Annotated in this window: 25 protein-coding genes; 14 read left to right on the top strand and 11 right to left on the bottom strand. The window is 37.5% G+C overall.

The genetic code is table 11. The annotated features are described in order from the left end of the window. Window positions 1-156: 156 nt before the first annotated feature. Together K5G00_RS19865 and K5G00_RS19860 are read left to right on the top strand one after the other, a co-directional pair. On the top strand, window positions 157-726 hold the full coding sequence (locus K5G00_RS19865; protein WP_238767982.1) for an RNA polymerase sigma factor: 570 nt from the start codon (window positions 157-159) through the stop codon (window positions 724-726). 22 nt (window positions 727-748) lie between these two features. Further along, window positions 749-1,216, top strand: coding sequence for a hypothetical protein (locus K5G00_RS19860; RefSeq protein WP_238767981.1), 468 nt, complete (start codon window positions 749-751; stop codon window positions 1,214-1,216). A gap of 29 nt (window positions 1,217-1,245) precedes the next feature. Here K5G00_RS19860 and K5G00_RS19855 read toward each other — a convergent pair whose 3' ends face one another. The 3 genes from K5G00_RS19855 to K5G00_RS19845 all read right to left on the bottom strand — a co-directional run bounded on the left by K5G00_RS19855 (window position 1,246) and on the right by K5G00_RS19845 (window position 5,339). After that, a complete protein-coding gene (locus K5G00_RS19855; protein ID WP_238767980.1) occupies window positions 1,246-1,848 on the bottom strand; it encodes a TetR/AcrR family transcriptional regulator in 603 nt (200 codons plus the stop codon). Window positions 1,849-2,009: 161 nt separating this feature from the next. Then, window positions 2,010-4,172 (bottom strand): ribonuclease R, encoded by a 2,163-nt coding sequence (rnr, locus tag K5G00_RS19850; protein ID WP_238767979.1) that lies wholly within the window; start codon window positions 4,170-4,172, stop codon window positions 2,010-2,012. A 69-nt stretch (window positions 4,173-4,241) separates the two neighbouring features. Further along, entirely contained in the window at window positions 4,242-5,339 is a 1,098-nt protein-coding gene (locus K5G00_RS19845) for a hypothetical protein (RefSeq protein ID WP_238767978.1), read from the bottom strand. 123 nt (window positions 5,340-5,462) lie between these two features. Between K5G00_RS19845 and K5G00_RS19840 the strand changes: the two genes are divergently transcribed. Both K5G00_RS19840 and K5G00_RS19835 read left to right on the top strand, forming a co-directional pair. Further along, complete coding sequence (locus tag K5G00_RS19840; RefSeq protein WP_238767977.1) at window positions 5,463-7,406, top strand: Ig-like domain-containing protein; 1,944 nt, start codon at window positions 5,463-5,465, stop codon at window positions 7,404-7,406. A 52-nt stretch (window positions 7,407-7,458) separates the two neighbouring features. After that, complete coding sequence (locus K5G00_RS19835) at window positions 7,459-7,752, top strand: hypothetical protein (RefSeq protein WP_238767976.1); 294 nt, start codon at window positions 7,459-7,461, stop codon at window positions 7,750-7,752. Window positions 7,753-7,779: 27 nt separating this feature from the next. On the opposite strand, the gene K5G00_RS19830 is transcribed toward K5G00_RS19835, so the two are convergent. Further along, a complete protein-coding gene (locus tag K5G00_RS19830) occupies window positions 7,780-8,169 on the bottom strand; it encodes a DUF3859 domain-containing protein (RefSeq protein ID WP_238767975.1) in 390 nt (129 codons plus the stop codon). An 80-nt stretch (window positions 8,170-8,249) separates the two neighbouring features. Here K5G00_RS19830 and K5G00_RS19825 point away from each other — a divergent pair, with 80 nt between their 5' ends. From K5G00_RS19825 to K5G00_RS19815, 3 genes are all read left to right on the top strand, one after another. Beyond that, window positions 8,250-8,615, top strand: coding sequence for a hypothetical protein (locus K5G00_RS19825; protein WP_238767974.1), 366 nt, complete (start codon window positions 8,250-8,252; stop codon window positions 8,613-8,615). A 115-nt stretch (window positions 8,616-8,730) separates the two neighbouring features. Further along, window positions 8,731-11,097 carry a TonB-dependent receptor gene (locus K5G00_RS19820; protein WP_238767973.1) on the top strand — a complete coding sequence of 789 codons (2,367 nt, stop codon included), beginning with the start codon at window positions 8,731-8,733 and terminating at the stop codon, window positions 11,095-11,097. 124 nt (window positions 11,098-11,221) lie between these two features. Further along, complete coding sequence (locus K5G00_RS19815) at window positions 11,222-12,124, top strand: coiled-coil domain-containing protein (RefSeq protein WP_238767972.1); 903 nt, start codon at window positions 11,222-11,224, stop codon at window positions 12,122-12,124. Here the strand turns inward: K5G00_RS19815 and K5G00_RS19810 are convergent. Continuing rightward, on the bottom strand, window positions 12,117-12,821 hold the full coding sequence (locus tag K5G00_RS19810) for an MBL fold metallo-hydrolase (RefSeq protein ID WP_238767971.1): 705 nt from the start codon (window positions 12,819-12,821) through the stop codon (window positions 12,117-12,119). The genes K5G00_RS19815 and K5G00_RS19810 overlap by 8 nt on opposite strands. Beyond that, entirely contained in the window at window positions 12,818-13,969 is a 1,152-nt protein-coding gene (locus K5G00_RS19805; protein ID WP_238767970.1) for a serine hydrolase domain-containing protein, read from the bottom strand. Before K5G00_RS19805 ends, K5G00_RS19810 begins: the two co-directional genes overlap by 4 nt. Before the next feature lie 159 nt (window positions 13,970-14,128). Between K5G00_RS19805 and K5G00_RS19800 the strand changes: the two genes are divergently transcribed. The 6 genes from K5G00_RS19800 (at window position 14,129) to pheS (ending at window position 19,359) form a co-directional block, all read left to right on the top strand. After that, window positions 14,129-15,199 (top strand): endonuclease/exonuclease/phosphatase family protein, encoded by a 1,071-nt coding sequence (locus tag K5G00_RS19800; protein WP_238767969.1) that lies wholly within the window; start codon window positions 14,129-14,131, stop codon window positions 15,197-15,199. A 130-nt stretch (window positions 15,200-15,329) separates the two neighbouring features. Beyond that, window positions 15,330-15,986 (top strand): TetR/AcrR family transcriptional regulator, encoded by a 657-nt coding sequence (locus tag K5G00_RS19795; protein ID WP_238767968.1) that lies wholly within the window; start codon window positions 15,330-15,332, stop codon window positions 15,984-15,986. Window positions 15,987-15,993: 7 nt separating this feature from the next. Then, window positions 15,994-16,863 (top strand): ABC transporter ATP-binding protein, encoded by an 870-nt coding sequence (locus tag K5G00_RS19790; RefSeq protein WP_238767967.1) that lies wholly within the window; start codon window positions 15,994-15,996, stop codon window positions 16,861-16,863. Beyond that, complete coding sequence (locus tag K5G00_RS19785) at window positions 16,847-17,542, top strand: fluoroquinolone export ABC transporter permease subunit (protein WP_238767966.1); 696 nt, start codon at window positions 16,847-16,849, stop codon at window positions 17,540-17,542. The genes K5G00_RS19790 and K5G00_RS19785 overlap by 17 nt, the downstream gene beginning before the upstream one ends. Before the next feature lie 71 nt (window positions 17,543-17,613). Continuing rightward, a complete protein-coding gene (locus tag K5G00_RS19780) occupies window positions 17,614-18,255 on the top strand; it encodes a hypothetical protein (RefSeq protein ID WP_238767965.1) in 642 nt (213 codons plus the stop codon). A gap of 84 nt (window positions 18,256-18,339) precedes the next feature. Further along, window positions 18,340-19,359 (top strand): phenylalanine--tRNA ligase subunit alpha, encoded by a 1,020-nt coding sequence (pheS, locus tag K5G00_RS19775; RefSeq protein ID WP_238767964.1) that lies wholly within the window; start codon window positions 18,340-18,342, stop codon window positions 19,357-19,359. A gap of 85 nt (window positions 19,360-19,444) precedes the next feature. Here pheS and K5G00_RS19770 read toward each other — a convergent pair whose 3' ends face one another. Beyond that, window positions 19,445-20,302, bottom strand: a complete 858-nt coding sequence (locus K5G00_RS19770) for an LruC domain-containing protein (protein ID WP_238767963.1) — start codon at window positions 20,300-20,302, stop codon at window positions 19,445-19,447. A 334-nt stretch (window positions 20,303-20,636) separates the two neighbouring features. Between K5G00_RS19770 and K5G00_RS19765 the strand changes: the two genes are divergently transcribed. Next, window positions 20,637-20,807 (top strand): hypothetical protein, encoded by a 171-nt coding sequence (locus K5G00_RS19765; RefSeq protein ID WP_238767962.1) that lies wholly within the window; start codon window positions 20,637-20,639, stop codon window positions 20,805-20,807. A 90-nt stretch (window positions 20,808-20,897) separates the two neighbouring features. Here the strand turns inward: K5G00_RS19765 and mgrA are convergent, their stop codons facing one another. From mgrA to K5G00_RS19745, 4 genes are all read right to left on the bottom strand, one after another. Next, window positions 20,898-21,881 carry an L-glyceraldehyde 3-phosphate reductase gene (gene mgrA / locus K5G00_RS19760; RefSeq protein ID WP_238767961.1) on the bottom strand — a complete coding sequence of 328 codons (984 nt, stop codon included), beginning with the start codon at window positions 21,879-21,881 and terminating at the stop codon, window positions 20,898-20,900. Window positions 21,882-21,924: 43 nt separating this feature from the next. Continuing rightward, the gene (locus K5G00_RS19755) at window positions 21,925-23,043 is read right to left on the bottom strand and encodes an acyltransferase family protein (protein ID WP_238767960.1); all 1,119 of its coding nucleotides are present in this window, start codon (window positions 23,041-23,043) and stop codon (window positions 21,925-21,927) included. Between the two features lie 553 nt (window positions 23,044-23,596). After that, entirely contained in the window at window positions 23,597-24,913 is a 1,317-nt protein-coding gene (locus K5G00_RS19750; RefSeq protein WP_238767959.1) for a Gfo/Idh/MocA family oxidoreductase, read from the bottom strand. A gap of 45 nt (window positions 24,914-24,958) precedes the next feature. Continuing rightward, on the bottom strand, window positions 24,959-25,957 hold the full coding sequence (locus K5G00_RS19745; RefSeq protein WP_238767958.1) for a sugar phosphate isomerase/epimerase family protein: 999 nt from the start codon (window positions 25,955-25,957) through the stop codon (window positions 24,959-24,961). Between the last annotated feature and the right edge of the window lie 10 nt (window positions 25,958-25,967).

Here is a 25,967-nt window from a genome sequence, read left to right as displayed (position 1 = left end):
CTGTCCCAAAAGTCTGATTATGTATTTGAAGAGTTGAGTATTTGAAAAATTTCTCAGATACCTACCCGAATACAAAATCCTTTTGGGACAGCCTCTTTTTTTATACGCTATTTTTGCAACCTTTTCCAAAAATTTTCATTTAACACTAAAAAGAACTTGGGAGCCAGCGACGAAAAGAAATTACTTTCTGAAATAAAAAAGAATCCGCAAAAATTCGAAATCATTTACGATCAGTATTTTGACCGAATATTTTCCTACGTCTTAAAAGGAGTAATGGATTATGAAACCGCCAAAGACATTTGTTCCGAGATTTTCATAAAGGCTTTTATTTCTATTCGACGATTCAGGTGGAATGGTGTTCCCATAATTATCTGGCTTTTTAAAATTTCACAAAATGAAATTAGATTGTATTTCCGAAATCAGAAATACAGGCCCCGTTACCTAAATTCAGAATATGAGCATTTAAGAAATCAAACTTCACCCGGAGTTGAAGAAGAAAAAATACAGGTTGAAAACCGGCTTCAAAAAATGAGCACTGTTAAAAAATTAGTTGCCGATTTGAACCAGTTGTCAGAAAATGAACGCGATTGTATTTCTTTAAAATATATTGAGAACCTGACGACTGAAGAGATTTCGCAGGTACTGAATTTAAAAACAGGAACGGTAAAATCGCATCTTAGTCGCGGAATTGAAAAACTGAGAAAGATGCAACCCAAAAGAAATTAGTGTATTTAATTCATAAAAAACAATGAATAAAAATCTGGAAGAACAATTTAAAACCCTTCAGGAAATAGAAGTTGAAGCAAAATCAGCAAAAGAGATGATTAAGATTCCCATTCTATCGTCACACTTTTCGAGCCGGGCAACAATTGTTTTAGCTATTGTACCCGCATTATTTACGCTCGGAGTTATTTTTGCCCAATATTTGAAAGTTGACTGGAAAATTGTAACTGTTTTTTACAGTTCGGTTATTAATCTTGACCAAAAATATGGCGATGCAAGTATTTTTAACTGGATTCTTTGGTTTCTAATTCTGGGTAGCCCTGCCGTTATTGTTGTAATTAATCTATTGGCCATTTTACACGTTTACTACAACCGTCTTCAAAAGGAAATTATTTTTACCATCAAATTGAAATGGATGAGTATAACAATTGTACTTTTAGGGCTGGCATTTTTCCTCTATTTCTTTGGTTATCTTGTTGTAGAAAACCTATAACAAACAAAATGCAAGAAGCTAATACTTTGCTAACGTTTCATTATACCGTAGCAGACAATTTTAAGAATGGTATCAACACTTCTTTCCAGGTTTACACCACCGTAGTTACCTGCTGAGAGTGGCATTTCCAATCCTTTGATGGCTGTAGTGATTCCAATAGCAGCCAGACTAAAATCGTAAATTTCAAACTCATTTTTACGAACGCCCTCAATAAGAATCCGTTTGATCATGCGAATTTCATCTTGTTCATACTTATGTTTTATGTCCTCAATAAAATCTACTGCAGTAACATCACCTTCAATGGCATGATAAAAATTAGCAAGACTTCGGAATGTGGAAAGTTTGGTTAAAATATAATCCCGCAGTTTATCAACCGGATCGGTATTTCTATTTATTACAATTTCCAGCTCATGAGCCAAAATATCAACTTCTTTCATAATTACCGCCTGAAAAAGATCCTCTTTACTTTTAAAATAATAGTAAAGTGAACTTTTACCTTTTCTGACAGCATTTGCAATATCGTCGAGTGTTGTTTTTTTGTAGCCGTATTTGCTAAAAATTTCACGGGCAATTTTTAAGATGGTTTCCCTGTTTTGGTCTTTTTTATTGCCGTTTTCCTGGTTGATCTGCATTTTTAAGTCTGTTTATTGACATTTGAAGTAAGCAAAGATAGCGATTTATTTAACCCGTTGAAACGTTTTAGAATTTTTAACTTTCAAAGACGACATATGTTTTTCCCTTCCAAAACTCCCTTAAACAGGTGATATCTGCATCGTTAATATTCGAAGATTAACTAGCGTTCGTTTTCAACCAGTAAAAAATCTAACTGCTTTCTTTCCAGATTCGTACGCCATATTTTTACAGTAACCTCATCACCGAGTTGATATTTTTTATGTTTATGCCGGCCAACCAATGCATAGTTTCGCTCGTCAAAAATATAAAAATCATCATCCAGCTCACGGATGGGGACCATACCTTCAATTTTGGTTTCCAACTCAACATAAATCCCCCAGTCAGTAATTCCGGAAATGACACCCGGATAAATTTTCCCAACATGATCCTGCATAAACTCAACCTGCTTATATTTTATTGAAGCTCTTTCTGCGTTCGCAGCCTTGGTTTCCATATCAGACGAATGCCGGCACAAATCTTCAAACTTCTGCTCATTTACTGAACGGCCACCGGCAAGATATCTTTCCAACAGCCGATGAACCATCATATCGGGGTAACGACGTATCGGTGATGTAAAATGCGTATAGTACTCAAAAGCCAAACCATAATGGCCAATGTTCCGGGTTGAATACTCGGCTTTTGCCATTGCCCTTATAGCTAGTGTTTCAACTACATTCTGTTCTTTTTTGCCTTTCACATTGTTTAGCAAATTGTTTAATGAGCTAGACACAGCATTTGGGGTTGAAAGCTGAATGCCGTAACCAAACCGGTGAATAAATGTATTAAAAGAAACCAGTTTATCGGGATCCGGTTTGTCGTGAATACGATAAACAAAAGTCTTTGGCGATTTTTTTTGTTTTACTTTTCCAATTTTCTCTGCAACCTGCTTGTTTGCCAGCAACATAAATTCCTCAATCAGTTTATTGGAATCTTTTGCTTCTTTAAAATAAACCGACAGCGGCTTTCCTTTTTCGTCGATTTTAAATTTAATTTCAATCCGGTCAAATGCAATCGAACCTTTTTTAAACCTTTTATCTCTGAGTTTTTTTGACAGTTCATCCAATTTCAAAACCTCGTTTTTTAAATCTCCTTCTCCGGTCTCGATAATTTCCTGTGCCTCTTCATAGGTAAAACGACGGTTGGAATGAATTACTGTTTTTCCAAACCACTCATTTAAAACCTCAGCCTTTTCATTCATCTCAAAAATAGCTGAGAAACAGAGCTTGTCTTCATTCGGACGAAGTGAACAAACTCCGTTTGATAAACGCTCGGGCAACATCGGCACCACCCGGTCGACAAGGTAAACCGAAGTAGCCCGGTTTTTTGCTTCTTCTTCGATAATTGAATTTGGAGTAACATAATGTGTTACATCGGCAATATGAATACCTACCTCCCAGTTCCCGTTTTTAAGTTGTTGAACAGAAAGTGCATCGTCAAAATCTTTTGCATCAGCCGGGTCTATTGTAAAAGTTGTTATACCACGCACATCACGGCGTTTTTGAATCTCTTCTTGCGGTATTTCCAGCATAATTTTTTCCGCCGCTTTATCCACGTTTTGAGGGAAATGATGTGGCAATTCAAATTCAGCTAAAATTGCGTGCATCTCCGCATCGTTGTCGCCCGTATTGCCCAAAACTTCTTTTATTTGTCCAAACGGACTTCGCGCATGTGTTGGCCATTCTAATATCTCAGCAATGGCTTTTTGCCCGTTTTTAGCCCCCAGTAACTTTTCCCCGGGAATAAAAATATCAAAACCCACCTTCCCCGTTGGAACCAAAAAAGCAAAGTTTTTTGATGTTTGAACTGTTCCTACAAACACCGTTTTCTTTCGTTCAATAATCTCGGTAACTTCACCTTCCAGATCATGCTTTTTTCTCCGCGCATACAAATGAACCCTCACTTTGTCGCCCTCCATTGCATGTTTTAGGTTTCGCTGTGAAATTAAAATCGGACGATCAACCTCTTCGCTGTTCACATAAGCAAATCCCTGCGGCTGGAGTTCAACAACTCCTGAAACGGATCCGGTTTTGGCTTTAAGTTTAAACTTTCCCCTCGAAACCTGATTAAGATATTCATCCTCCTCTAATTCCTGGAGAACTATATGTACCAGTTTTCGTGTTTCAGAATCTTTAATTCCAATCCATGTAGAAATTTGTTTATAATTTACAGTTTTGGCTGGTTCTTCATACAAAATGGAAAGAATGGCGTTTTTAAGTTTCTTCTTATTAAAAGTGCCGGTTTTTTTATTTTTGAAATATCGTTTTTTCTTCTTCTTTTTAGCCATGTAATATTTCTGAATTAATAATTGAACAAGTTAGTTTTTTTTATTTGAACAACCGGGACTGTGGCTGATTTATATTTTCCACTCATATTTTTTCTGATACTCACTTTCCACATCTGCCCAAATGGATTCAGAATCCCTCCGCTCGTTTATTTTTTCATAAGCTATTTCTATCATTTCATCAATCCCTTCACCGTAACGATGAAACAAAACCTGAAATTCCGGAAAACTAATTCCGCATTGTTTTGCCAAATCGAACTTTTCGCGGCAAAGCTCAAACATATCTCCAAAATCTGCATTGCCAAAGGTACATGGCAACCCTTTAGTGATGGAAGTATACAAAGACGATAAAGCATTAAGTGAGAATTGAAAAATATTCTTCTTCTTCACCTGTAGCTCCCCAAAATTCAACTGAAAGTAACTCCCCACAAGAGCCATCATATCGCTTTTTGAATAAGATTCCAAATCACTCATCGGTTCAACCTGGAGATATCCGTTATCTTCTTTAAATCTGAACTTACCGAGAGAGTCGTTTACAAACATCGAGAATTTGCGGGGAGCCTCCGTTGAAAATTCGTAAATATTCTTCTGCAAATTATTTCCCCAAATGACCTGGCTTATCTGTATCTCTTTTGCCGGCGCTATAAATATCAACTTCTCTCCATCTAATTTAAACGAACAATTCACAAAAACTTCAACTCCTGTTTTGTGGAGGTATTTTAACACTTCGATATAAAACCGTGATATATTAACTGTATATTCCTGAAAATAAATCCCCCTGCTTGCTGTCATTCTTAAATTGGAAAAAATACTCCGGGTTCCTTTTGAAATTGTCTGCGACTTAAACTGATAAGTATTCTCAAAAAAGTAGTCGGCAATTATTGCATAGTATTTACTATTCAAGGAATAATCAGGATAAAAAACCTTTTGCGAACGAACAAGATGTGGAGCCAACTTAACCAGATTTTTCATCTTGTTATACTGTTTTATCCTATTTTTAAAAACAAAAGCAGAAAAAGGATAAAACTGTGTTGTATAAAAATTATCTTCTCGTTGTAAATCATTCTCAATAATGATTACTACATTAAATCCTTCTTTTATTTTCCGTTCAATAGAAACAAAATTGTCAAACCCCGGATTAATATATGCAAAATCAAATCTAGCTGTCAAGTGGTCCATTTTTTATTCATTCTTGCGAATTAAGGAAAATTTCGGGAGTTCTAAGTTAATTTAACAACACATAACATTCTTTGTTTGCAGGAATTTGTATGTTTGTGATCCATTTTTAGGCAGATGAAATTTTTTGGGAAAATACCGCTTTTTTTTGTTGTTACATTGGCGTGGATTGTAATTATTTCGTCGTGTGCCAACCAGGGAATGCCAACCGGCGGCCCAAAGGATACTGTGCCCCCTGTTTTGTTAAGTACACAACCAAAATATAAGGCACTAAGTTTCGACGATGACGAAATTCGTTTTACTTTCAATGAATATGTGATAACCGATCAGATTTCAGAAATATTGGTCGTTTCGCCACCGCTGAAAAAAAGACCTTCAATCAGGACAAAATCGAAAACGGTAATTATTAAATTTAATGAAGACCTAAAAGACAGCACCACCTACTCGCTCGATTTTAAAAATTCGATAGTTGATAACAATGAACGAAACCCTTTAAATAATATGAGGTTTTCGTTTAGCACCGGAGATGTTTATGACTCACTTCGTGTAGCCGGAAGTGTGGTTAACAGTTTCAACATGGAGCCTGTTGAAAATGCCTTGGTTCTGCTCCACAATAATCTCCACGACTCGGCAGTATATACTGAGCTACCCGATTTTATTGCCAAAACCGATGAATATGGGGTTTTTATGATCGATAATATTCCTCCTGGAAGCTATCATTTGTTTTCATTAAATGATGCCAACTCCGATTTAAAATACAATGAAGGTGCAGAAGAAATTGCTTTTTTCGATTCGATTATCGTGCCGTCAGCCACATTTGAAGCAGAAAGGGACACACTGGTCCGCGGTGTAGATTCGTTGTTGATTACGGGCCATACTCATTTTTTGCCAGAGCCCATATATTTGAGACAATTTACCGAAGATTTGTTTGAACAGTATATTGATTCCTATACGCGATCAACCCGTTACAAATGCAACTTCGTGTTTAACGAATCTGTTGACGACACATTTAATATTCAGTTGGTAGATTCCAATGTTGAAGACTGGTATATATTGGAACCAAACTCAAAAATGGACTCGATTACTTTTTGGATTACAGATACTTTGCTGGCCCAAAAGGATACTCTTTTAATGGACGTATCCTATTTTCAGCTTGATTCGACTCAACAAGTGTATGTCCACCACGACACTCTGCAAATGAATTTCTCCGAACCGGAGAAAAAAGAAACTCCCAGAGGAAGAAGAAGGGGCAGAGATGACGAAGATGAGCAGGAAGATGCTCAGGCTGAGATTCCGCAATTTGTATGGGAAACATCGTTTGGTTCTACCGTTGAACTAAACGAAGACCTGAAATTTACTGCTCCGGAACCGTTAAAAAATTTAGATAAAAACGATTTTACGCTATATTTAACTGACGATACACTAAAAACTCCTCTAGAATATAAATTTACAAAAGATAGCGTAGCTTATCGTACATACAACATTTCAGCTAACTGGGAACCGGAAACCGGCTATACGATTGAAGTTGATTCTGCTGCAGCGGAAAATATTTATGGAATTACCAGCAAGGGAATTTCAAAAAAATTTAAAAGCCGTGAAGATGATTACTATGGTCAGATTTTGGCAAATTGCACAAACGTAGACACACCAACCATTGTTCAACTTCTGGATAATAATGAAGAGGTCCTGTCTCAAAAAAGAATAGACAAAGACCAAACAGTTACATTTGAATACCTGGAGCCTGCCAAATATATCATAAAAGTTATTCTCGATCGGAACAACAACGGCAAATGGGACACCGGTAGTTACCAGGATAAATACCAACCGGAAGAAATATATTACCTGAATAGCATTATTAAGGTTCGCTCCAACTGGGACAGTTCAATAGCACTGGATTTAACTGCAAATGAAAGTTTTGTCAAGAAGATTATAGATCACGAGCTTGAAGAACAAAAAAGAAAAGAAGCGGAAGAAAAGGCAAAAAAAGAGGCAGAAAACGAACGCAGACAACAAAACAATCTTCTTAATCAAGGCTCAGGAGGCGGACTTTTGCGTAGATAATTAGTTTCCTCATCACATTTTTTATACTTTTAAATTAAAATCACAGGTAAAAATGGCAAGCGTAAAAAATCTAAAAAAAGACATCGACTTGATTATGTCTCTGGTAATAAGCGACTGTTTTCTGGTTCTTGAAGAAAATTCAAAAGTAGATAATGAAAAAATTCTTGATATCGTTCGTGAGGTGATTGTCAAACATCGCGAATTTAAAATCAGGGTAAATCATCCGGATGGGAAAGACAATCCGAAGATGGTGAAACAGTATTACAAAAAAATTGTTGAAGATCTGTTAAGTGAAGCCGACAAAGCTCTGGAAAAACTTTCGGCAGAGGTAAAAAAAGTAGCCTGAGAATTAGATTTATGGTGATAAGCATTTTTACTTTCTCACAAGATGAAATGTTTTTTGGGCTACAATTTTTGTTTCCAGGTAAGTGGTAATCTCCCATTCCCCAAGTTTATCTTCCAAAGGTGCCCAAACACAATCGCCTAAATAAAACTCAAAGTCATTGGTTCTGATGTATTGTTCGCCGGTAAAAGGTGGTCTTACATTACCTTCATCATCGGTAAAAGGTGGATGGTCAATTTTAAAAGACAACAGTTTACCCTTCCCGTTTTTAATACGCAGAACATAGCCAAACTCGGTTCCAATTTCAGCCTCTATTTCGGTGGCAAATTTTAAAATTCTGGGGATTGATTTGCTTTCTCTGTCCCATTTTGAGTATTCACCGTAACTGAAAATTTCAACTACTGCTTTACGTTTAGCCATTGTTAAAAATAGATTAATTGTAATATTTTTACCATTTTAATTTAGAAACATTCTTAATTTTGCTTTCCTGAAATCTTAAAGTGGAGTATATCCGAAAAAATATCAAATTTATTTTTCTACTGGTTATTCCGGTATATTTTTCTATTATCCAGAATTCCATTCTGAATAAACATACTCACTTTTGTTCCAACGGAATTGTAGTTACTCACTCTCATCCGATTAATAAAGAAGATGGGAAGCCTATTAACAATCACAAACATACAAAAACAGAAATTTGTTTCTTCCACTGCTTTCATTTTGATTCGTTTACTATTCCGGAAGAAATTAGTTTTCAAAATAATGAATGTTTTAAACCTTACCGATATTTTATTTCCAACGACAAGGTAGAAAATTTCATAATCTATCTGGACTCATCGCCACGTGCACCTCCTTATCTGATTGTATAAAAATCCTCAAACAAAAATTTTAGAAATCGGAGAAACATAATCCACATAGAAATACGAATCAATCCTCCCTTAAAAGGATTCTTAAGTATTAATATGTGACCAAAACAAACCACAAATGAAAGTGATTTATGCACTTTGTGCTTTTCTGTTTATTTTGGTGAAATTCAGTGTTGCAGACGATCCTGAAAAAAAACCAAAAACAGATGCCATGCTATTTGGCGACGTAAAATCAGAAGGTGAGCACATACCTTTTGCGACGATAACCATAAAAGGAACTACGATTGGCGCTGCCGCCGACGCTACCGGGCATTTTAAAATGACAAACCTTCCTGTTGGAGAACAAACCGTGATTATTTCTGCTATCGGCTATAAAACACTTGAAAAAAGAATAAAGCTTGAGGCAAAAAAAAGTGTAACAATTCTTGCTGAATTAACTTCTGATGTTATTGGCCTGGATCAGGTTGTTGTATCGGCTGACAGAAACGAAAAAAGCAGGAGAGAATCACCAACCATTGTAAACAGTATTAATCCCAAATTATTTGAGCGGACATCAAATGTAACACTGAGCGAAGGTTTAAATTTTGCGCCCGGGTTGAGAATGGAAAATAACTGCCAGAACTGTGGATTTTCTCAAGTTAGAATGAATGGGCTGGAAGGCCCTTATTCTCAGATACTGATTAACTCGCGCCCGGTTTTTAGTGGCCTTGCAGGAGTTTACGGACTGGAACTAATCCCGGCAAATATGATCGAACGTGTTGAAGTAATTCGTGGTGGTGGTTCTGCAATGTATGGAAGTAATGCGATTGCCGGAACGATCAATCTAATTACCAAAGACCCGGTCGTAAATAACTTTTCGGTATCAGGAAACTATTCACTTACAGGAGCAGGTACCGATGGAGAGATTGCCGGCGATGCCAACCTTAACTTAAATGGTTCATTTATCAGCGATGACTATAAATCAGGAATGAGTTTATTTGGATTTACACGAAAAAGAAATCCCTACGATGCAAATGGTGATGGATTTTCGGAAATTGCTTTGATTGAAAATCTCACCCTGGGAACCCGGATTTTTCACCGTATTTCCGACCGTGGAAAACTAACTGTTGATTATTTTAAAATTAACGAGTACCGGAGAGGTGGAAATAAATTTGATCTCCCGCTGCATGAGTCAGACATTTCAGAAAGTGTAACTCATGATATTAACACTGGTGCAATTAATTTTGATTTACTTATGCGTGAGACCGACAAGTTCTCCGCATTCTTTTCTGCACAAAGCGTAAACCGCGGGTCATATTACGGAGCCAATCAGGACTTATCGGCTTACGGAGAAACAGAAGACTTTACATTTTCTTCAGGCTTACAATATAACCGGAAGATAGACTACCTGATTTTTGCATCGGCGTCACTCACTTCGGGATTGGAATATAATGGAAGTTTTCTGGAAGACAAAAAGCTGGGATATTATGCTCCCGAAGAAGATACTCACTATGGAAACACGCTCGTTGCCGACCAGAAAGTAGTTACACAGGCAGGCTTTCTGCAATCGGAATGGACGCTTCTGAAATGGGTAATTACTGCCGGAATACGTTATGACCACTACACCGTTTCTGATGTTACAAAAGAAAGCGACGACATTACTGGCGATGTTTTAAGCCCCAGAGTGAGCCTTTTGTACAATATTGCTGATAATCTCCAATTCAGGACAGGCTTTGCTAAAGGATTTAGGGCGCCGCAGATTTTTGATGAAGATTTGCACATCGAAACTTCCGGGTCGCGCAAGGTTTTACACGAAAACGCCACGGATTTAAAGCAGGAATCCTCTAACAGTTTTACGGCATCGTTTGATTATACAAATATGTTTGGCAACTGGCAGGTACAGTTTTTAGCTGAGGGATTTTTCACTCGTCTAAACGATCCGTTTTCCAACGAATACGGTACACCGGATGAAGACGGAGTAGTTGTATACACCCGCGTAAATGCGGAAGATGGAGCCACCGTGAAGGGATTTAATTTGGAATTAAATGCAACTCCTTCAGAAAAATTACAGATTCAGTCGGGATTCACCATTCAGAGGAGCTCATTTGATGAGCCTCAGGAATTCGACGAAACCCGGTTTTTCCGTTCTCCCGATAGTTACGGGTATTTAAGTTTAAATTATAACCCACTTCACGAATTTAGCCTTGCTTTTACAGGTAATTATTCAGGATCCATGCTGGTTCCCTATTTTGGCCCGCTGGCGGCGAATCCGGAAATTGGCCAGCTAAACACTTCTGATTCCTTTTTTGACGCAGGTATAAAACTTACTTATGAAATTCACTTGTCCGATGTTATGAGTCTGGAAATTATTGGAGGTGCAAAAAACATCTTCAACAGTTATCAGAAAGATTTTGATACAGGTGTTGATCGCGACCCTGCTTATATTTACGGGCCCATGTCGCCACGTACGATATATTTCGGAGTAAATATTGGAAATTTCCTGTAACAAAATATCATAAAAAAGTAAATAAAAGCTGTCTGAATTTACAGGCAGCTTTTATTTATTTGTAACAGCATAAAAGATTATTAATTTTGCAGCGTTTATAGCTTATAATCTTATCGTTTCGTTTATGGAAAATTTGAATGAATCAAAAAAACAATCTGCTAAAGAGAAGCGGAACAATATAATCGTAATCGTATTATCTGTTATTTTGGTTGTTGTTGTTGTGCTCTTTTTCTTTCAAAACAGGGAGCACAGAACCATTGTAAATGAAATTAAGACAGAAAAAGATTCGATACAAAACGAACTTACCCGTATTGCAACAAGTTACGATTCTTTAAGTACAGAAAATGATACAATTAACGAACAATTACTTGTAGCCCAAACAAAAGTGAAAGATTTGCTGCTGGAAGTAGAGCAAACCAAAAAAATCAGTTATCAGAAAATTAACGATTACCAGAAGCAGGTAACCACTTTACGAGGAATCATGCGTGATTTTGCGGCGCAGATCGATTCATTGAATACACGAAACAAAGAGTTGATGGCCGAAAACCTTGAAGTAAAGGAACAGTACAAAGAAGTAGAATCGCGGAATCAGCAATTGAACCGGGAAAAGGAACGGTTGCAACAAACCGTGCAGCGTGCAGCGATGCTGGAAGCCCGCGAATTGGTAGCTGAACCACTAAACGACAGGAGCAAGGAGACACGCTTTGCACGACGTACCGAAACAATAAGAATCTATCTTGTTCTTAGCAAAAACGCAACGGCAAAACGCGGAGATAAAAATATTTATGTCCGAATAACCCGACCCGACCAACTTTTAATGACCAAATCGTCAGACGATTTATTTCAGTTTGAAGACGTAAAAATTCCGTATTCAGTAATGCGAACAGTTGTTTATGAGGGGCAGGAGTTACCGGTTCATATTTTCTGGGACAACACAAATGAACCGGAACTGATGCCGGGTACATACAAAGTTGATCTGTTCGCCGATGGAAATGTAATTGGCGAAACTACTTTTGAAATCAGGTAGTTTTATATTTCAGCTTTTTACTCCATTTTTCAAAGTCAGGAAATGCTTTTTCAATTTTAAACTTTTTACCATGACCAGGGTAAATAAGCTTAATTTCCATGTCAAATAATTGCTGCCAGGTTTCCAGCAAAATCTGAGGCTCGTCAGCAAAAGGCGGGAAAATCTGACCATTACGCATATTTACGAATGTATCGCCCGAAATTAGGATATCATCAACTAAAACCGATTGAGAACCCGCTGAATGTCCGGGTGTAGTAAAAACCTTTCCTTCTATTCCAAAAGTGTTCAGCTTAAATTCATTTTCATTAACCCAATCAGCTACAAATGGTTTTGGAGAAGCAAAGGCAGGCATAAACTTTCTCCCCAATGCGGAAATAAACCGGGGATATTTCCCCTGTCCTTTGGGAATAGGTGTATCTCCGTTTTTTAGATGTTCAAATTCATTTTTATGAACCAGAACCTTGGCCCCCGTTAATTTTTTTAACTCAATCAGATTCCCGGTATGATCGTAATGCGTATGCGTTAAAATAATCAGCTTAATATCGGAAAATTTAAGATTATGCTGCCGGAACCATACTTTAAAGGCACTCAAATTCCCTTTCACTCCGGTGTCGACCAGAACAGAGTTTTCTCCGTTAAGAATAAGAGTGGAGTTGGAATATCCGATTCTTTTTTGAAAAATCAGAGGAGATGTCATTTCAGGGAATCATAAACCAGTTGAAGAAAATTACCAAGTTGAGATGGTTCTAACCAACGGGTGACAATTACCATTTGATTTTTTTGATCAACCACAATATAATTACCTCCAAACCCGGCAGCATAAAATATATTTTCCGGCACTCCTTCCATCTTCCGGTCTCCTTTATTCAGCCACCACATTAATCCATAGCTTTCGTTTGCTGGCGAAGGTTCAGCGACCGTTTTTATCCAATTCGCGGAAACAAGCTGTTTCCCATTCCAGTTTCCATTGTTCATAAAAAGCAACCCAAAGCGGGCATGATCAAGTGTATTAATAAATAGACCGCCCCCCGAGTGACCGCCTCCGCTAACCGATTGTATTTTTATACCGTCAAGCGTTACCCACGAATTTTCATATCCAAACCACCGCCATGCAGCACTTGCTCCGATGGGATCCATTATTTTTTCTTTTAAAACCTGCGGAAGTGGTTTTCGCCAAAGCTGCAAAAGCGAATATGCAAGTACATTTACCCGCACATCGTTATATTTAAAAAACGTTCCGGGCTCGTGCATGTCACGGTTTTTCCAGTCGTCGATGCCACCTTCTGCCGGAGGCCTGTCTGCCCAGTCGTGCATTCCAAACAACTCTCCGCTCCAATCCGACGACTGGTTTAGCAAATGCTCCCAGGTAATTTTTGAGTTGTGTTCGCCTTCAAAAGTAGAATCCCAAATATAATTTCCGACTTTATCGTTTATACTTTCAACCCAACTTTCGTCGAGTGCAACACCAAATACGGTTGACAGGTAACTTTTTGTTACACTAAAAGTCATATCAACACGCTCAATATCTCCCCACTGTGCAACAATATATCCATTTTTTAAAATTAGCCCGGCAGGTCCGCCTCGTTTTTTTGTAGGCCCTGCGATAGAATGAAAAGGTTCTTTTTTAAAACCATCCAGAATTGCTATTCGTAAATCGCGTGAACCAGAGTACTCGTTTCCCTCTGCAAACTGAACAGCTTCACCCAGTTTTGTCCCATCAATATTAAATTCGGAAGGTTGCCTTGTTTTCCAGTTTGTCCCTCTTTCGGGGAAGTAAACATTCTGCGCTCCAACACTAAAAACTACAAACAAAAAGAGATAAAAGAACAGCGTAAAATTTTTCATTGGTATAAAAGTTACTTATGCAATAAAACTATAAAAATAGAAAGACATTAAAGTATTTATATTTGGCTTTATTTAATAATTTTGATTTACAATCTGTAGTAATAAATATTTTGTTGAAAATCTTAACTTCGTTTGTATTGCGTTTACAGAAAAGTTTGAATGAAAAAATTTTTTAAATACGTATCACGGGTATTCTTTTTTCTGATATTAATGATAGCCATTTATCTTACAACTGTAATTCTGATAGGCTTTTTCACGGATTACCATCCTGATGAAATTTCAGAACTGGAAGTTTACGGAACACAGAAACAAACTGATCTCGCGGACACTACATTTACTTTTCTTTCATGGAATATTGGTTATGCCGGTTTGGGTGCAGAAATGGATTTCTTTTACGACGGAGGAAAAATGATACGACCAACTTCTGACCTGGTAGAAAAATATACACTTGGGATTCTCGATTTTTTAGAAGCAAACGATAGTATCAATTTTGTATTATTACAGGAAGTTGACCGAAATTCTTCGCGTACAGATCTTCAGGATGAACTCCGTTTGATTCAAGACTTGTTAACAAGCCATTTCTCATCATTCGGATACAATTACAAGGTCCGTTTTGTTCCCATACCGTTGGCGAATCCGTTGGCAAAAGTTGAAATGGGACAGGCGATTTTTTCTAAATACCTCCCGGTTTCATCACTGCGCTACTCATTTTATTCTGCTTATGCCTGGCCCAAGCGCCTTTTTATGCTCGACCGTTGTTTCATCGTGTCACGGTTTCAATTATCGAACGGGAAAGAACTGGTTGTTATAAATACACATAATTCGGCTTACGATAGCGGTGGAAAATTGAGAAATATTGAAATGCCACTAATTCGCAATTTAATGTTGGATGAATACCACAAAGGGAATTATGTTGTAGCTGGCGGCGACTGGAATCAAAATCCTCCAAATTATGAACCGGAGAAATTTGAAAGTAAATATGCGACCTTCAGAGAAGAAACTCTGGACCGGGAACTATTCCCTGATGACTGGAAAATTGCTTTCGATCCCCAAAAACCAACCAATAGAAAAATCAACACACCTTTTATTCCGGGGGAAACAGAGGTTACCGTCATCGATTATTTTATTCTTTCTCCAAATATCGAACTGAAAAAAATAAAAGCACTTCCTCTGAATTTTCAGTACTCCGATCATGAGCCTGTCTTTTTAACAGTAAAAATCAAAGACTAAATACATTTCCCTGAAAACAAGATAATTACCTCCAAAATATTGTCTCATATAAAAATATCTCCCTAAAAGCGACCGATAAGTCGCTTTTATTTTTTATATTTGCGACCAGGTAGTCGCTTAAAATTTAAATATGCCGTTACAAACATTTTATAATCTTATAGAAGACCGGAAAAGAGAGATTTTAAAAATAGCTTACGAAGAATTTGCTTTTAATAGTTACTTAAGCGCTTCACTCTCAACCATCATAAAAAAACTGGGAGTAGCAAAAGGGAGTTTTTACCGATACTTTGAAAACAAGTTTGATTTATACTCCTATCTCATTCAAAATGCCTACGAAATGAGAATGAACCAATTGGGAAATTTATTAAATGATAAAGACCTGAGTTTTTTTGAAATCATCCGTGAAAACTTTCGCGATAAAATCATTTTTGATTTACAAAATCCGCTGGAAAGTATGTTTCTGTATAGTGCTCTTCAGGAAAGCAACGAGGAAGAGACGGGAACAGTAGTAAAAGATATGATAAAAAGCGTACTGAAATTTGTTACGCAGCTCATTCAAAAATACCAGCAAAAAGGAGAACTCAGCGACTCTGTTTCGCCGGAGGTAGCTGCCCACTTTATTTTTCAAACGCAACTGGGAATATACGAGTACCTGGCCGCATTTAAAGGAATTGACTTTAAAGAAAGTATCAAAAACGGTCGTCTTTTTTCACTTTCTGAAAAAGAAATAATGAAAGTGGTAGATGAAATGCTAACCATAATAAAATCAGGATTAAAAGCTAAATAACAAAAAAATGATTGAAGTTAAAAATCTGGTTTACAGGTATCCTAAAAACAAGGGAGCCACTGTAAAAGACATTTCTTTCTCAATCGATAAAGGTGAAATCTTTGGGTTTCTGGGGCCCAGTGGCGCAGGGAAAAGTACAACACAAAAAATCCTGATTAAGTTGCTTACCAACTATTTGGGAGAAATTACAATTTTAGGGCACAACCACAAAAAATCAGACAGTGGTTATTTTAACCAAATTGGTGTTTGTTTTGAGTTGCCCAACCACTATTTAAAACTTACAGCGCTTGAAAACTTAAAGTACTTTGCAGAGTTTTACAGACAAAAACCTGTTGATTTTATTCCCTTACTGGAAAGAGTGGGCTTAGCAAAAGATGCCGATACAAAAGTGGAAAAATTCTCGAAAGGGATGAAAATGCGGCTCAATTTTGTGCGCTCTGTTATGCACAACCCTGATATTCTTTTTTTGGATGAACCCACATCGGGGATGGACCCGGTGAATGCCCGAAAAATAAAAGATATTATCCTGGAACAAAAACAGTTAGGCAAAACTGTTTTTATTACAACTCATAACATGCACGATGCTGATGAACTTTGTGATCGCATTGCTTTTATCGTTGAAGGAGAGCTGAAGATTATCGACTCCCCAAAAAATATAAAACAAATGGGAGGAAAAAGAGTGGTTCAGGTAGAATACGAAAACGGGATTATAGAATCGCAGGAATTTTTGATGGAAGGATTAGCCGATAATTTAGATTTTCTGGACATTTTACGAAAGAATCACATTCGTTCCATCCATTCAAAAGAAGCAAGCCTTGAGGATATTTTTATTCAGGTAACCGGGAAAAATCTGTTATCACATGAAAACATTGTTTAAAATGGTCATCTGGGATTTGAAAATCCAGGCCAGAAATCAAATTATTACAGTAGCGTTGATAATTGCCGCAGTATACACAGCCATCTTTTTTCTGCTTGGGTTACGCGGGAATGATAAGATTCTTATCGCGCTTATTTTCTCGGACCCCACTTTTATGGGATTCATCTTTACCGGCGTTTTAGTTTTATTCGAAAAAAGTTCAAACACATTACAAGCCCTCGTGGTAACTCCGGTAAAAAGCTGGCAATACTTTTATTCAAAAGCCATTTCACTGACCATAATTTCGTTGATTGTTTGCTTTGCGATGATTTTTGCCAGCCATGGTTTTCGCTTTAACTATTTCTATTTTTTGTCTGCCACTTTTTTATCATCCCTGCTTTTTATTTTTCTGGGATTTATCGGGGTTGCCAAAATCAAAACATTCAACCAGTATATTATCGTAATTCCTTTATTTATTGCACCGTTCTCACTGCCTTATCTCAATTTTTTCGGGTTGACAAACTCTCCCTGGCTATACCTATTTCCCACTCAGGCTTCATTTTTTCTTTTTGAGGGAAGTTTTTGTAAAATAACATCATTTGAAATTATATATTCTTTTGGATATATAATTCTTGCTATTGGAGTTACGCACTATTTTGCCAACCGGCTTTTTAAAAAATACATTATCAGGGGAGAATAAGCATGAAACTGCTTCTTAAAATATTACATAACGACCTAAAACTCATATTAAGAGATAAAAGCTTGTTAATCATGTTCTTTCTTCCTGTAGTTATTATATTGGTTTGCAGGGTTGGAATCGCAGAATTGTCACAATACATCCCGTTTTTAACCGATTATTATTGGCTCATTGTTGCCGGTTTTACGTCAGTAACTGCTTCTACTCCGGCTTTTTTAATCGGTTTTATTTTGCTTGATGAACGTGATGAAAACATTCATACCGTTTTAAGAATTTTGCCACTGCCTGAAAATTTTATTCTAAAAATCCGCATTATTTTTATGATGGTACTTGGCTTTGCTTTTTCTTTTTTAATTCTCGCATTTAATGGTCTGGTTTATTTCACATTCCTGAATTTGTTAACCATCTCCATTCTTTTTGCACTGATTCCTCCCGTTCTGACTTTTTCAATACTGGCCTTTGCAAAAAACAAAATTGAAGCGGCAACTATTTACAAAGCGCTGAGTGTTGTTATCTTCCTTCCGGTAGTTGCATTCTTTACTCCGGACAACTGCGAATATTTTTTTGGAGTTATTCCATTCTTCTGGACATACAAAGCCATACAAAGTGCAGAAATATTTTCCCTTTTCTCTGTAAGTTTTTTAGCAGGAATTACAACTCATACAGCACTCGCTTTTTTCCTTTATCGTTTATTTCAAAAAAAATGGTTTAGTTAATTCATCGTTTCATTCGCTCCCATAAAACAAAATATTTTTATTTGAATGATTATCTTTGTTCCTTAAATTTTTAGTTAAGTAAGAATGTTAGATAAAATCAAGGCTTTACAGGAAGAAATTAAATCTGCAGTTGTTTCAAATCCGGAGGAAGTTGATGAGCTTCGTATTCGATATATCAGTAAAAAAGGAAGCATCAACAAACTGTTTGCAGACTTTAAAAATGTTCCGGCAGAACAGAAAAAAGAAGTTGGGAAAGCCATTAACGATTTAAAAGACTTTGCGCTTGATAAGATAAACTCGCTAAAGGAATCATTTGAATCCAACAGAAGCAGTGATGTTGGGTCAGATCTAACCAGGCCAGGAGAACCAATGAAGTTGGGTACCAGGCATCCGCTAGCAATTGTCAAAAATGAGATTATAAGCATTTTTGGGAGGTTGGGTTTTACGGTAGCGGAAGGACCCGAAATTGAGGACGACTGGCATGTTTTTTCAGCGTTGAATTTCCCACCGGAACACCCGGCCCGAGATATGCAGGATACCTTTTTTATTGAAAAAGATCCCGACGTTTTATTGCGTACCCATACATCAAGTGTTCAAATTCGGGTAATGGAAAGAACACAGCCACCAATTCGGGCCATTTTCCCCGGACGGGTTTTTAGAAATGAAGCCATTTCTGCACGTTCACATTGTATCTTTCACCAAATTGAAGGTTTATATGTAGATGAAAATGTTTCTTTTGCCGACCTGAAACAGACTTTGTTATATTTTGCCAAAGAGCTGTTTGGAGAAGATACACAAATAAGGTTACGTCCATCCTATTTCCCTTTTACAGAACCCAGCGCCGAAATGGATGTAAGCTGCTCGATTTGTGGCGGCGAAGGTTGCAATGTTTGCAAATACACCGGTTGGCTCGAAATTCTGGGCTGTGGAATGGTTGACCCTAATGTTTTGGAAGCTTGTAATATCGATAGTAAAAAATATACCGGATTTGCATTTGGAATGGGCATCGAAAGAATTACGATGCTTAAATACGGAATAAAAGATATCCGCCATTTCTTTGAAAATGATGTTCGTTTTCTCAAACAATTTGAATCTGCAACTTAATTTTCAGACAATATCATATTTTGAACGGAAAACAAAAAAGACGCTGAAAATCAGCGTCTTTTTTTATATAATTTTATTACTAACTCTAATAATGCGAATACGCTGTATTAGGCGATTCGTACCATTTCTTATTTTTTACTCCACCTGATTCCGCCCATGCTTCAAACTCGGGATAAGCGTTCAAAAACAATTCCTTCTCATTCGGAATAGCAAATTCATCCGTTTCCACTTCAAGTCCCCACGGAAGATTTCTGTCAGTTAAAAAATCAGAAACAGGTACCTCAAAATTGGTCGTACCGGTTTTAGCAAAACCTCCCGTTAATATCTCCTCATCCGTATAAATAAAATAACTAACCCAAATATTATTACTGTTATTAGTGAAAGAGAAATCAATTTGCCATGAGTCATCAAGTTCGCTCAAATCTCTCATCCACGGACTTCCTCCGGCTGTCAGCTGTTCTCCGTTAACAATGATGTTTTCATTTGCAATTCGCGTATATGCTTTGCCTGAAACTTCATAAAACATTAATCCAACCTTCACCGATAATGAGCCCCCTTTATTATACAATTCAGACGAAACATAACCGGTAATTGTATTCCCCTTCTTAGACAAGCCAAGTTTAGATTTAATCATTACATCGTTAAAATCGTAGTCTCCTTCTGAAGGATACAAATCCTCAAACAGGGCAAAATAATATTTGTTGTTTTTAGGATATTCCTGCATTGCCGCAGCAGATTTTACAAGAGCGGTAGTTTCTTCAAGTTCACTCAAATTGATTGATTGCTCTGTTAAAGTATTCCAAATTGAAGGATCATTGATCTCGAGAAGTCTCATTCTGTCTTTATTTGACAAACTATCTTCATCAATTTCGCTGTCGTCTTTTAAACAAGCTGAAAAAAGAAGTGCTAATCCTAAAGTCAATAGTAAAGATTTGTAACGCATAGTAGAATAAATTTGCCACAAAGTTAAAAACATATTCTTCTTTATGTTCGAATAATATAAATATTATAAGCCTTTTACCCTGTTTTCCTCTAGAAATCCTATTTTTATTTTGTATGCAGGCAACCTTTTTTAAGCCTGCAATACCTGAGGAAAAGGACGTTCTTTTTTTTACAGAAAAATACTATTTCATTTATTAAACCGTTATTACTCCACAACAATCAGATTAACAATAAATTAACAGAAAAACAAGATTGGCCCGTTTTTTTGGTATATTGACTTAAAATGACATAATTTTGCAAAAAGATATTTGAGTCTTTTTTTAACAAGAAAGAAAATGATGGAAACAAAAGCAAATCAGAACCAGATTGTTATCAAAACAAAACCTGAGCATGAAAAGCAGAAGTTGCCAATGAATTTGATTGTATCTTTGGCGGCAGGAACAATTGCCGGAATGGCAATCATTTTTGGCCTCTTTTGGGGTGCGGAAATGTTGTTCAGCCTCTAACCTTCAAAATTGAGGAATCTTTTAAAAGAAATATTCCATTAAAAAAGCTCGCGATACGCGAGCTTTTGTTTTTTTATAAACTCGCTCTTCTTATCTAATAATCTTATCGATTGCATTTAATTCATCTCCTGTAAAGTCGAGATTTTTTAATGTAGCCACATTATCATCAATTTGTTTAACTGAACTTGCTCCTATCAAAACCGAAGTAATTCGTTTGTCCTTGAGAATCCATGCCAGAGCCATTTGAGCTAAGGATTGTCCGCGGTTTTGCGCAATTTCATTTAACATCACAATCTTATCGTGAGCAGATTCAACATCTTCTTTTTTCAGGAAAACTTCGCGCGTCGCCCTTGAACCTTCAGGAATTCCTTTCAAATATTTATCGGTAAGTAAACCCTGAGCCAAGGGAGAAAATGGAATACAACCAATTCCTTCTTCTTCCAAAACATCGAGTAAACCATCTTCAACCCAACGTTCAAACATCGAATATTTAGGCTGATGAATTAAACAAGGTGTACCCAATTCTTTTAATATTTGCGAAGCTTCTTTTGCCATGTTGGCCGGATAATTTGATATCCCAACATACAACGCTTTTCCTGAACGTACAGCCCTGTCAAGCGCCATCATGGTTTCTTCAAGTGGAGTATTTGGATCCGGACGGTGTGAATAAAAAATATCCACATATTCCAATCCCATTCTTTTCAAACTTTGCTCAAGACTTGCCAAAACATATTTTCGGGTGCCCCACTCGCCATACGGTCCCGGCCACATCAAATAACCAGCTTTTGACGAAATTATCAGCTCGTCGCGGTAAGCAGAGAAATCCTGCTTCAGGATTTTCCCAAAATTCTCTTCTGCCGATCCGGGAGGAGGGCCGTAATTATTGGCTAAATCGAAATGAGTTATTCCCAAATCAAATGCACGGTGTAAGATGGCACGGCCATTCTCAAAATTGTCGATTCCACCGAAATTGTGCCATAATCCGAGTGAGATTGCCGGAAGCTTTAAACCCCATTTCCCGCAACGCTTGTAAATCATCGTATCGTAACGATTTTCTTGTGGTAGGTACCTCATAATTTCAAATGTTATGTATAATTCTGAAGAATAAACCTTAAAATTAAAGTATTTTTTTTACCAACGGAAGTTTTCTAAACAAGAAGGCAACACAAAAAACCAATACCAGAGCCAGCGGTGCCAGCATTACAAACTTTACTATCGGAAATGTTTCCCATGATAAAAATATGGCACTTACAGAAACAATCACCGGTGTATGAAAGACAAACACACCGTATGCGCTTCCTGAAAGTTGTTTGGCCACTTTCCCCTGTCTGTTAAAATATTTCTTTGCAAGACCAAGTAATCCTAAAGTTAAGGAGAACCCAACCAATTGTTCCCAAACAGCATAACTAAAACATTGCCAGGTAAAACCGCCGGTAAATACATCAACACCTTTTTCAATTCCTCCAAAATAAATAATGGGAGGAAAAACAATTAAAATCAGTATCTGGGCAAAAATAAACCATCGTTTTCCTGATTTGAGCGAAACAGATTCGAGCCAGTTATTTTGATACGCTATAATACCCAAAACAAAAAGAACGATATATTGAACAAAAAACGGGATTTGGAAACCAGTGAAGGGCAGACTCCAGCCAACCGGAAGCCAAATCCGGATAATAAATTGGAGAAGCCCTGTAAGAAAGGCCACAAGTAAAATAACTAGTGTTCCCGGAAAATCAATAGTTATTTTTACTGAGGATATTTTTCTGAACAACAAATAAAAAGCGGTAAAAACAAGAAGAGCCTCCACAAACCACAACGGGCCAAATCCTGTGCCGCATCCGTGAAGCAAGTAATCTGCCAGAGATACATCCTCGCCTCTGATAAAGCGATTCCGAGTAAATATAGTAAGTGGTGACAATACAAAGAAAAAAACCACCAAAGGAACTCCTAATCGTATTAACCTGTCTTTGATATACTTTTTGTTTCCTTTTTTATTTAGCGATGGCAAAATAAAAAGAGCGGAAATAAAGAAAAACATTCCCATAAAAAACGACTGGTTTGTCGCGACAAACCATGTCATTGGGACTATTGCGGGAAAATCTAACTGGGTTTCGTTATAATACCAGTCTCCCGGGGCGCCATAAGTTATCGCCAAATGATGCAAGACGACCAAACTAATAAGAAAGATGCGAAGATTGTCAATGTACCATAGTCTCGGTTTTTGTTCTGTTTTCATTTTAGTTGGATTGATTTTTTAGCTTTTCCCCTACTGAAAAGGTCTGTTTTATAGTTTTTTAAAAGATATACAAAAGAGACGAAACTGTTCTTCAATTGTCACATAAAAATTCAATATTCACAAAGCAATTACAAAAAAATGTTGCAAAATATACAAATGTCCAAACCAATAATGATGATGTGGATATCATATTCGCTGCCAAAATAATAACCTTCATAAAAATGCAATCGAACACAGTAGACATTTTCGTCCATGAGACACTACTAAAAAAGGATTCAGATAAAAGAATTTATAAAGTTTCATTGGAAGAGTAAATTAGGGGTGACATCAATGGTGGCAAACCTGAAATAACCTTTACGAATATCCAGGGAGATATTATTATCAGGAGTAAATAAAAGCCTCCACGTCACTCCTTCTTCGGAGGAGAATCAAAGAAAATTATCCGATACGTTGATATATCAATTTTACATCAGAACAGTGGACACAATCAACTGATTATATAAAAAATCCGGCAAAAACTACCGGATTTTTTATATGGTTTTACTACTAAAAATTACACTTTAGGTAATTCCCATGGCGCACGGTATGTAGGAACCAGGTACGAATTCGCGTCATCGTCTCCGATAAATGTACTTTTTTCATTGTCCCAGTACAGACGTTTGCCCGTTCGATGGGCAATGTTTCCCAAATGGGCAACACGCGCAGTGTTAGCCGCAACTGTTATATTGGCATTTAAATCGCGGTTACGTTCTTTAACTCCTTCAATAAAATTAGCCATGTGCAATTCAAGTCCTTTTCCTGTCCCTTTGATCAAATCCACACGTTCAATTACATCTTTGTTTTGTTTTCTTTCGGGAATCACTTCCCAACCGCTACGATCAACCACCAAAGTGCCATTATTTCCAACAAAACCAACACCGTGATTTCTTCCAAAATATCCTCCGTCTATACCAACGCCATGATCCCACAACATGGTATGTCCGTCAAATTCATATAATGCCTGCAGGGTATCCGGTGTTTCTGCAGCATCGTCCGGGTAGGCAAATTTACCCCCCATTGCCATTATCGATTTTGGTGAAGGGTCACCCATTCCGAATAAACCATAATCAATAATATGAACTCCCCAGTCCGTCATCAATCCTCCGGCATAATCATAATACCATCTGAAATTAAAGTGAAAACGATTGGGATTGAAAGGTCTCTTTTGGGCGGGTCCCAACCAAAAATCATAATCAACCCCAGCCGGCGGCTCACTATCAGGTTTTACAGGAATATTGCCCATCCACCCCTGATAAGCCCATGTACGAACGGTACGGATTTTTCCCAGTTTACCCGAGTTGACATACTCAACTGCATCGCGCCAGTGTGGATCGCTACGTTGCCACATTCCTACCTGGACAACCGTGTTGTATTTTTCTGCCGCCCGTTCCATTATATTGATTTCCTCAATCGTATTTCCAAGCGGTTTTTCGCAATACACATCTTTGCCTGCCTGGCAAGCTTCAACCATTGGCAAACAATGCCAGTGATCGGGTGTCCCAATGATTACCACATCAATTCCGGGTTCTTCCAATAACTTTCGGTAATCGGTAAAACCTTTCGGTTTTGTTCCCTGAATCTTTTCAGTGTCGGCAATTCGTCTGTTTAATACATTCTCATCAACGTCGCAAATGGCAGCACACTCTGTGTTTTTTTGCCCCAAAAAAGCCTTTAGATCACTAAAACCCATTCCATTTGCACCGATAAGACCACATACCAGTTTTTCATTAGCCCCTGCACATGAATCCATTGCCAGCGGCATAGTAGCAGTTAATCCGACCGCAGCTGTAGCCATTGCCGAATTTTTGATAAAAGTTCTTCTGTTTGTCATTTTTAAAAAATGTTGGTTAGTTTTAAAAATTATTATATCAATTACTTATTTATCTTTCTGCATTGCATCATCAAAAGCAACATCCGATGGAGCGAAGTCTACTTTTTTAACAAAAGCGCATGCTTCGGCTGCGCCAGCTTCGCGGTTCATTCCGCTGTCTTCCCATTCAACAGAGAGAGGTCCGTTATACCCAATGTCGTTTAAGGCCCTGATGATATTTTCAAAATTTACTTTTCCTCTTCCCAGACTTCTGAAATTCCAATACCTGCGGTTATCGCCAAATTCCATATGACCGCCAAAAACTCCAACTCCCATTGGGACGTCGCTCCAGTACGCATCTTTCATATGAACATGAAAAATACGATCTGAAAATTCGTAAATGAAACGGACATAATCCACATGTTGGTATCCAAAATGACTTGGGTCGAAGTTAAATCCGAAGGCGGGGTGATTATCCAATGCTTTTAACGCAAGATGAGCTGTATGAATATCGAAGGCTATTTCCGTGGGATGCGCTTCCAATGCAAACTTAACTCCTAATTTTTGATATTCATCAAGAATTGGAATCCAACGGCTGGCAAATTCTTCATATCCCTTCTCGATCATTTCCTGTGGAACTGCCGGAAATGAATACAACAAATGCCAAATCGGACTTCCTGTAAATCCGTTAACAACATCAAGTCCAAGCATTTTAGCCACTTTTGCTGTTTTTATCATTTCCTCGGCTGCCCGTTGCCGGACACCTTCCTGATCGCCGTCGCCCCAAACATGCGGGCTTGCAATACTCTTGTGTCTTTGATCAATGGGGTCACAAACACATTGTCCGTCGAGATGGGTGGATATTGCAAATAACTTTAAATCATATTTTTCAAGCAATGCTTTTCTTTCGTCGCAGTAAGCCTGATCTGCTTTGTCCACTTCCATATGATCACCCCAGCAACAAAGCTCAAGCCCGTCGTATCCAAATTCTTTGGCTTTCTGACATATCGTCTCAATGGGTAAATCGGCCCATTGTCCTGTAAAAAGTGTAACTGGTCTAGACATTTTAATTCAT

The sequence above is a fragment of the Maribellus maritimus genome (assembly GCF_022267315.1).
Taxonomy (GTDB): Bacteria; Bacteroidota; Bacteroidia; order Bacteroidales; family Prolixibacteraceae; genus Draconibacterium; species Draconibacterium maritimum.
Note: the sequence above shows the minus strand (reverse complement) of the source record. Positions and strands in the feature narration are given on the sequence as shown.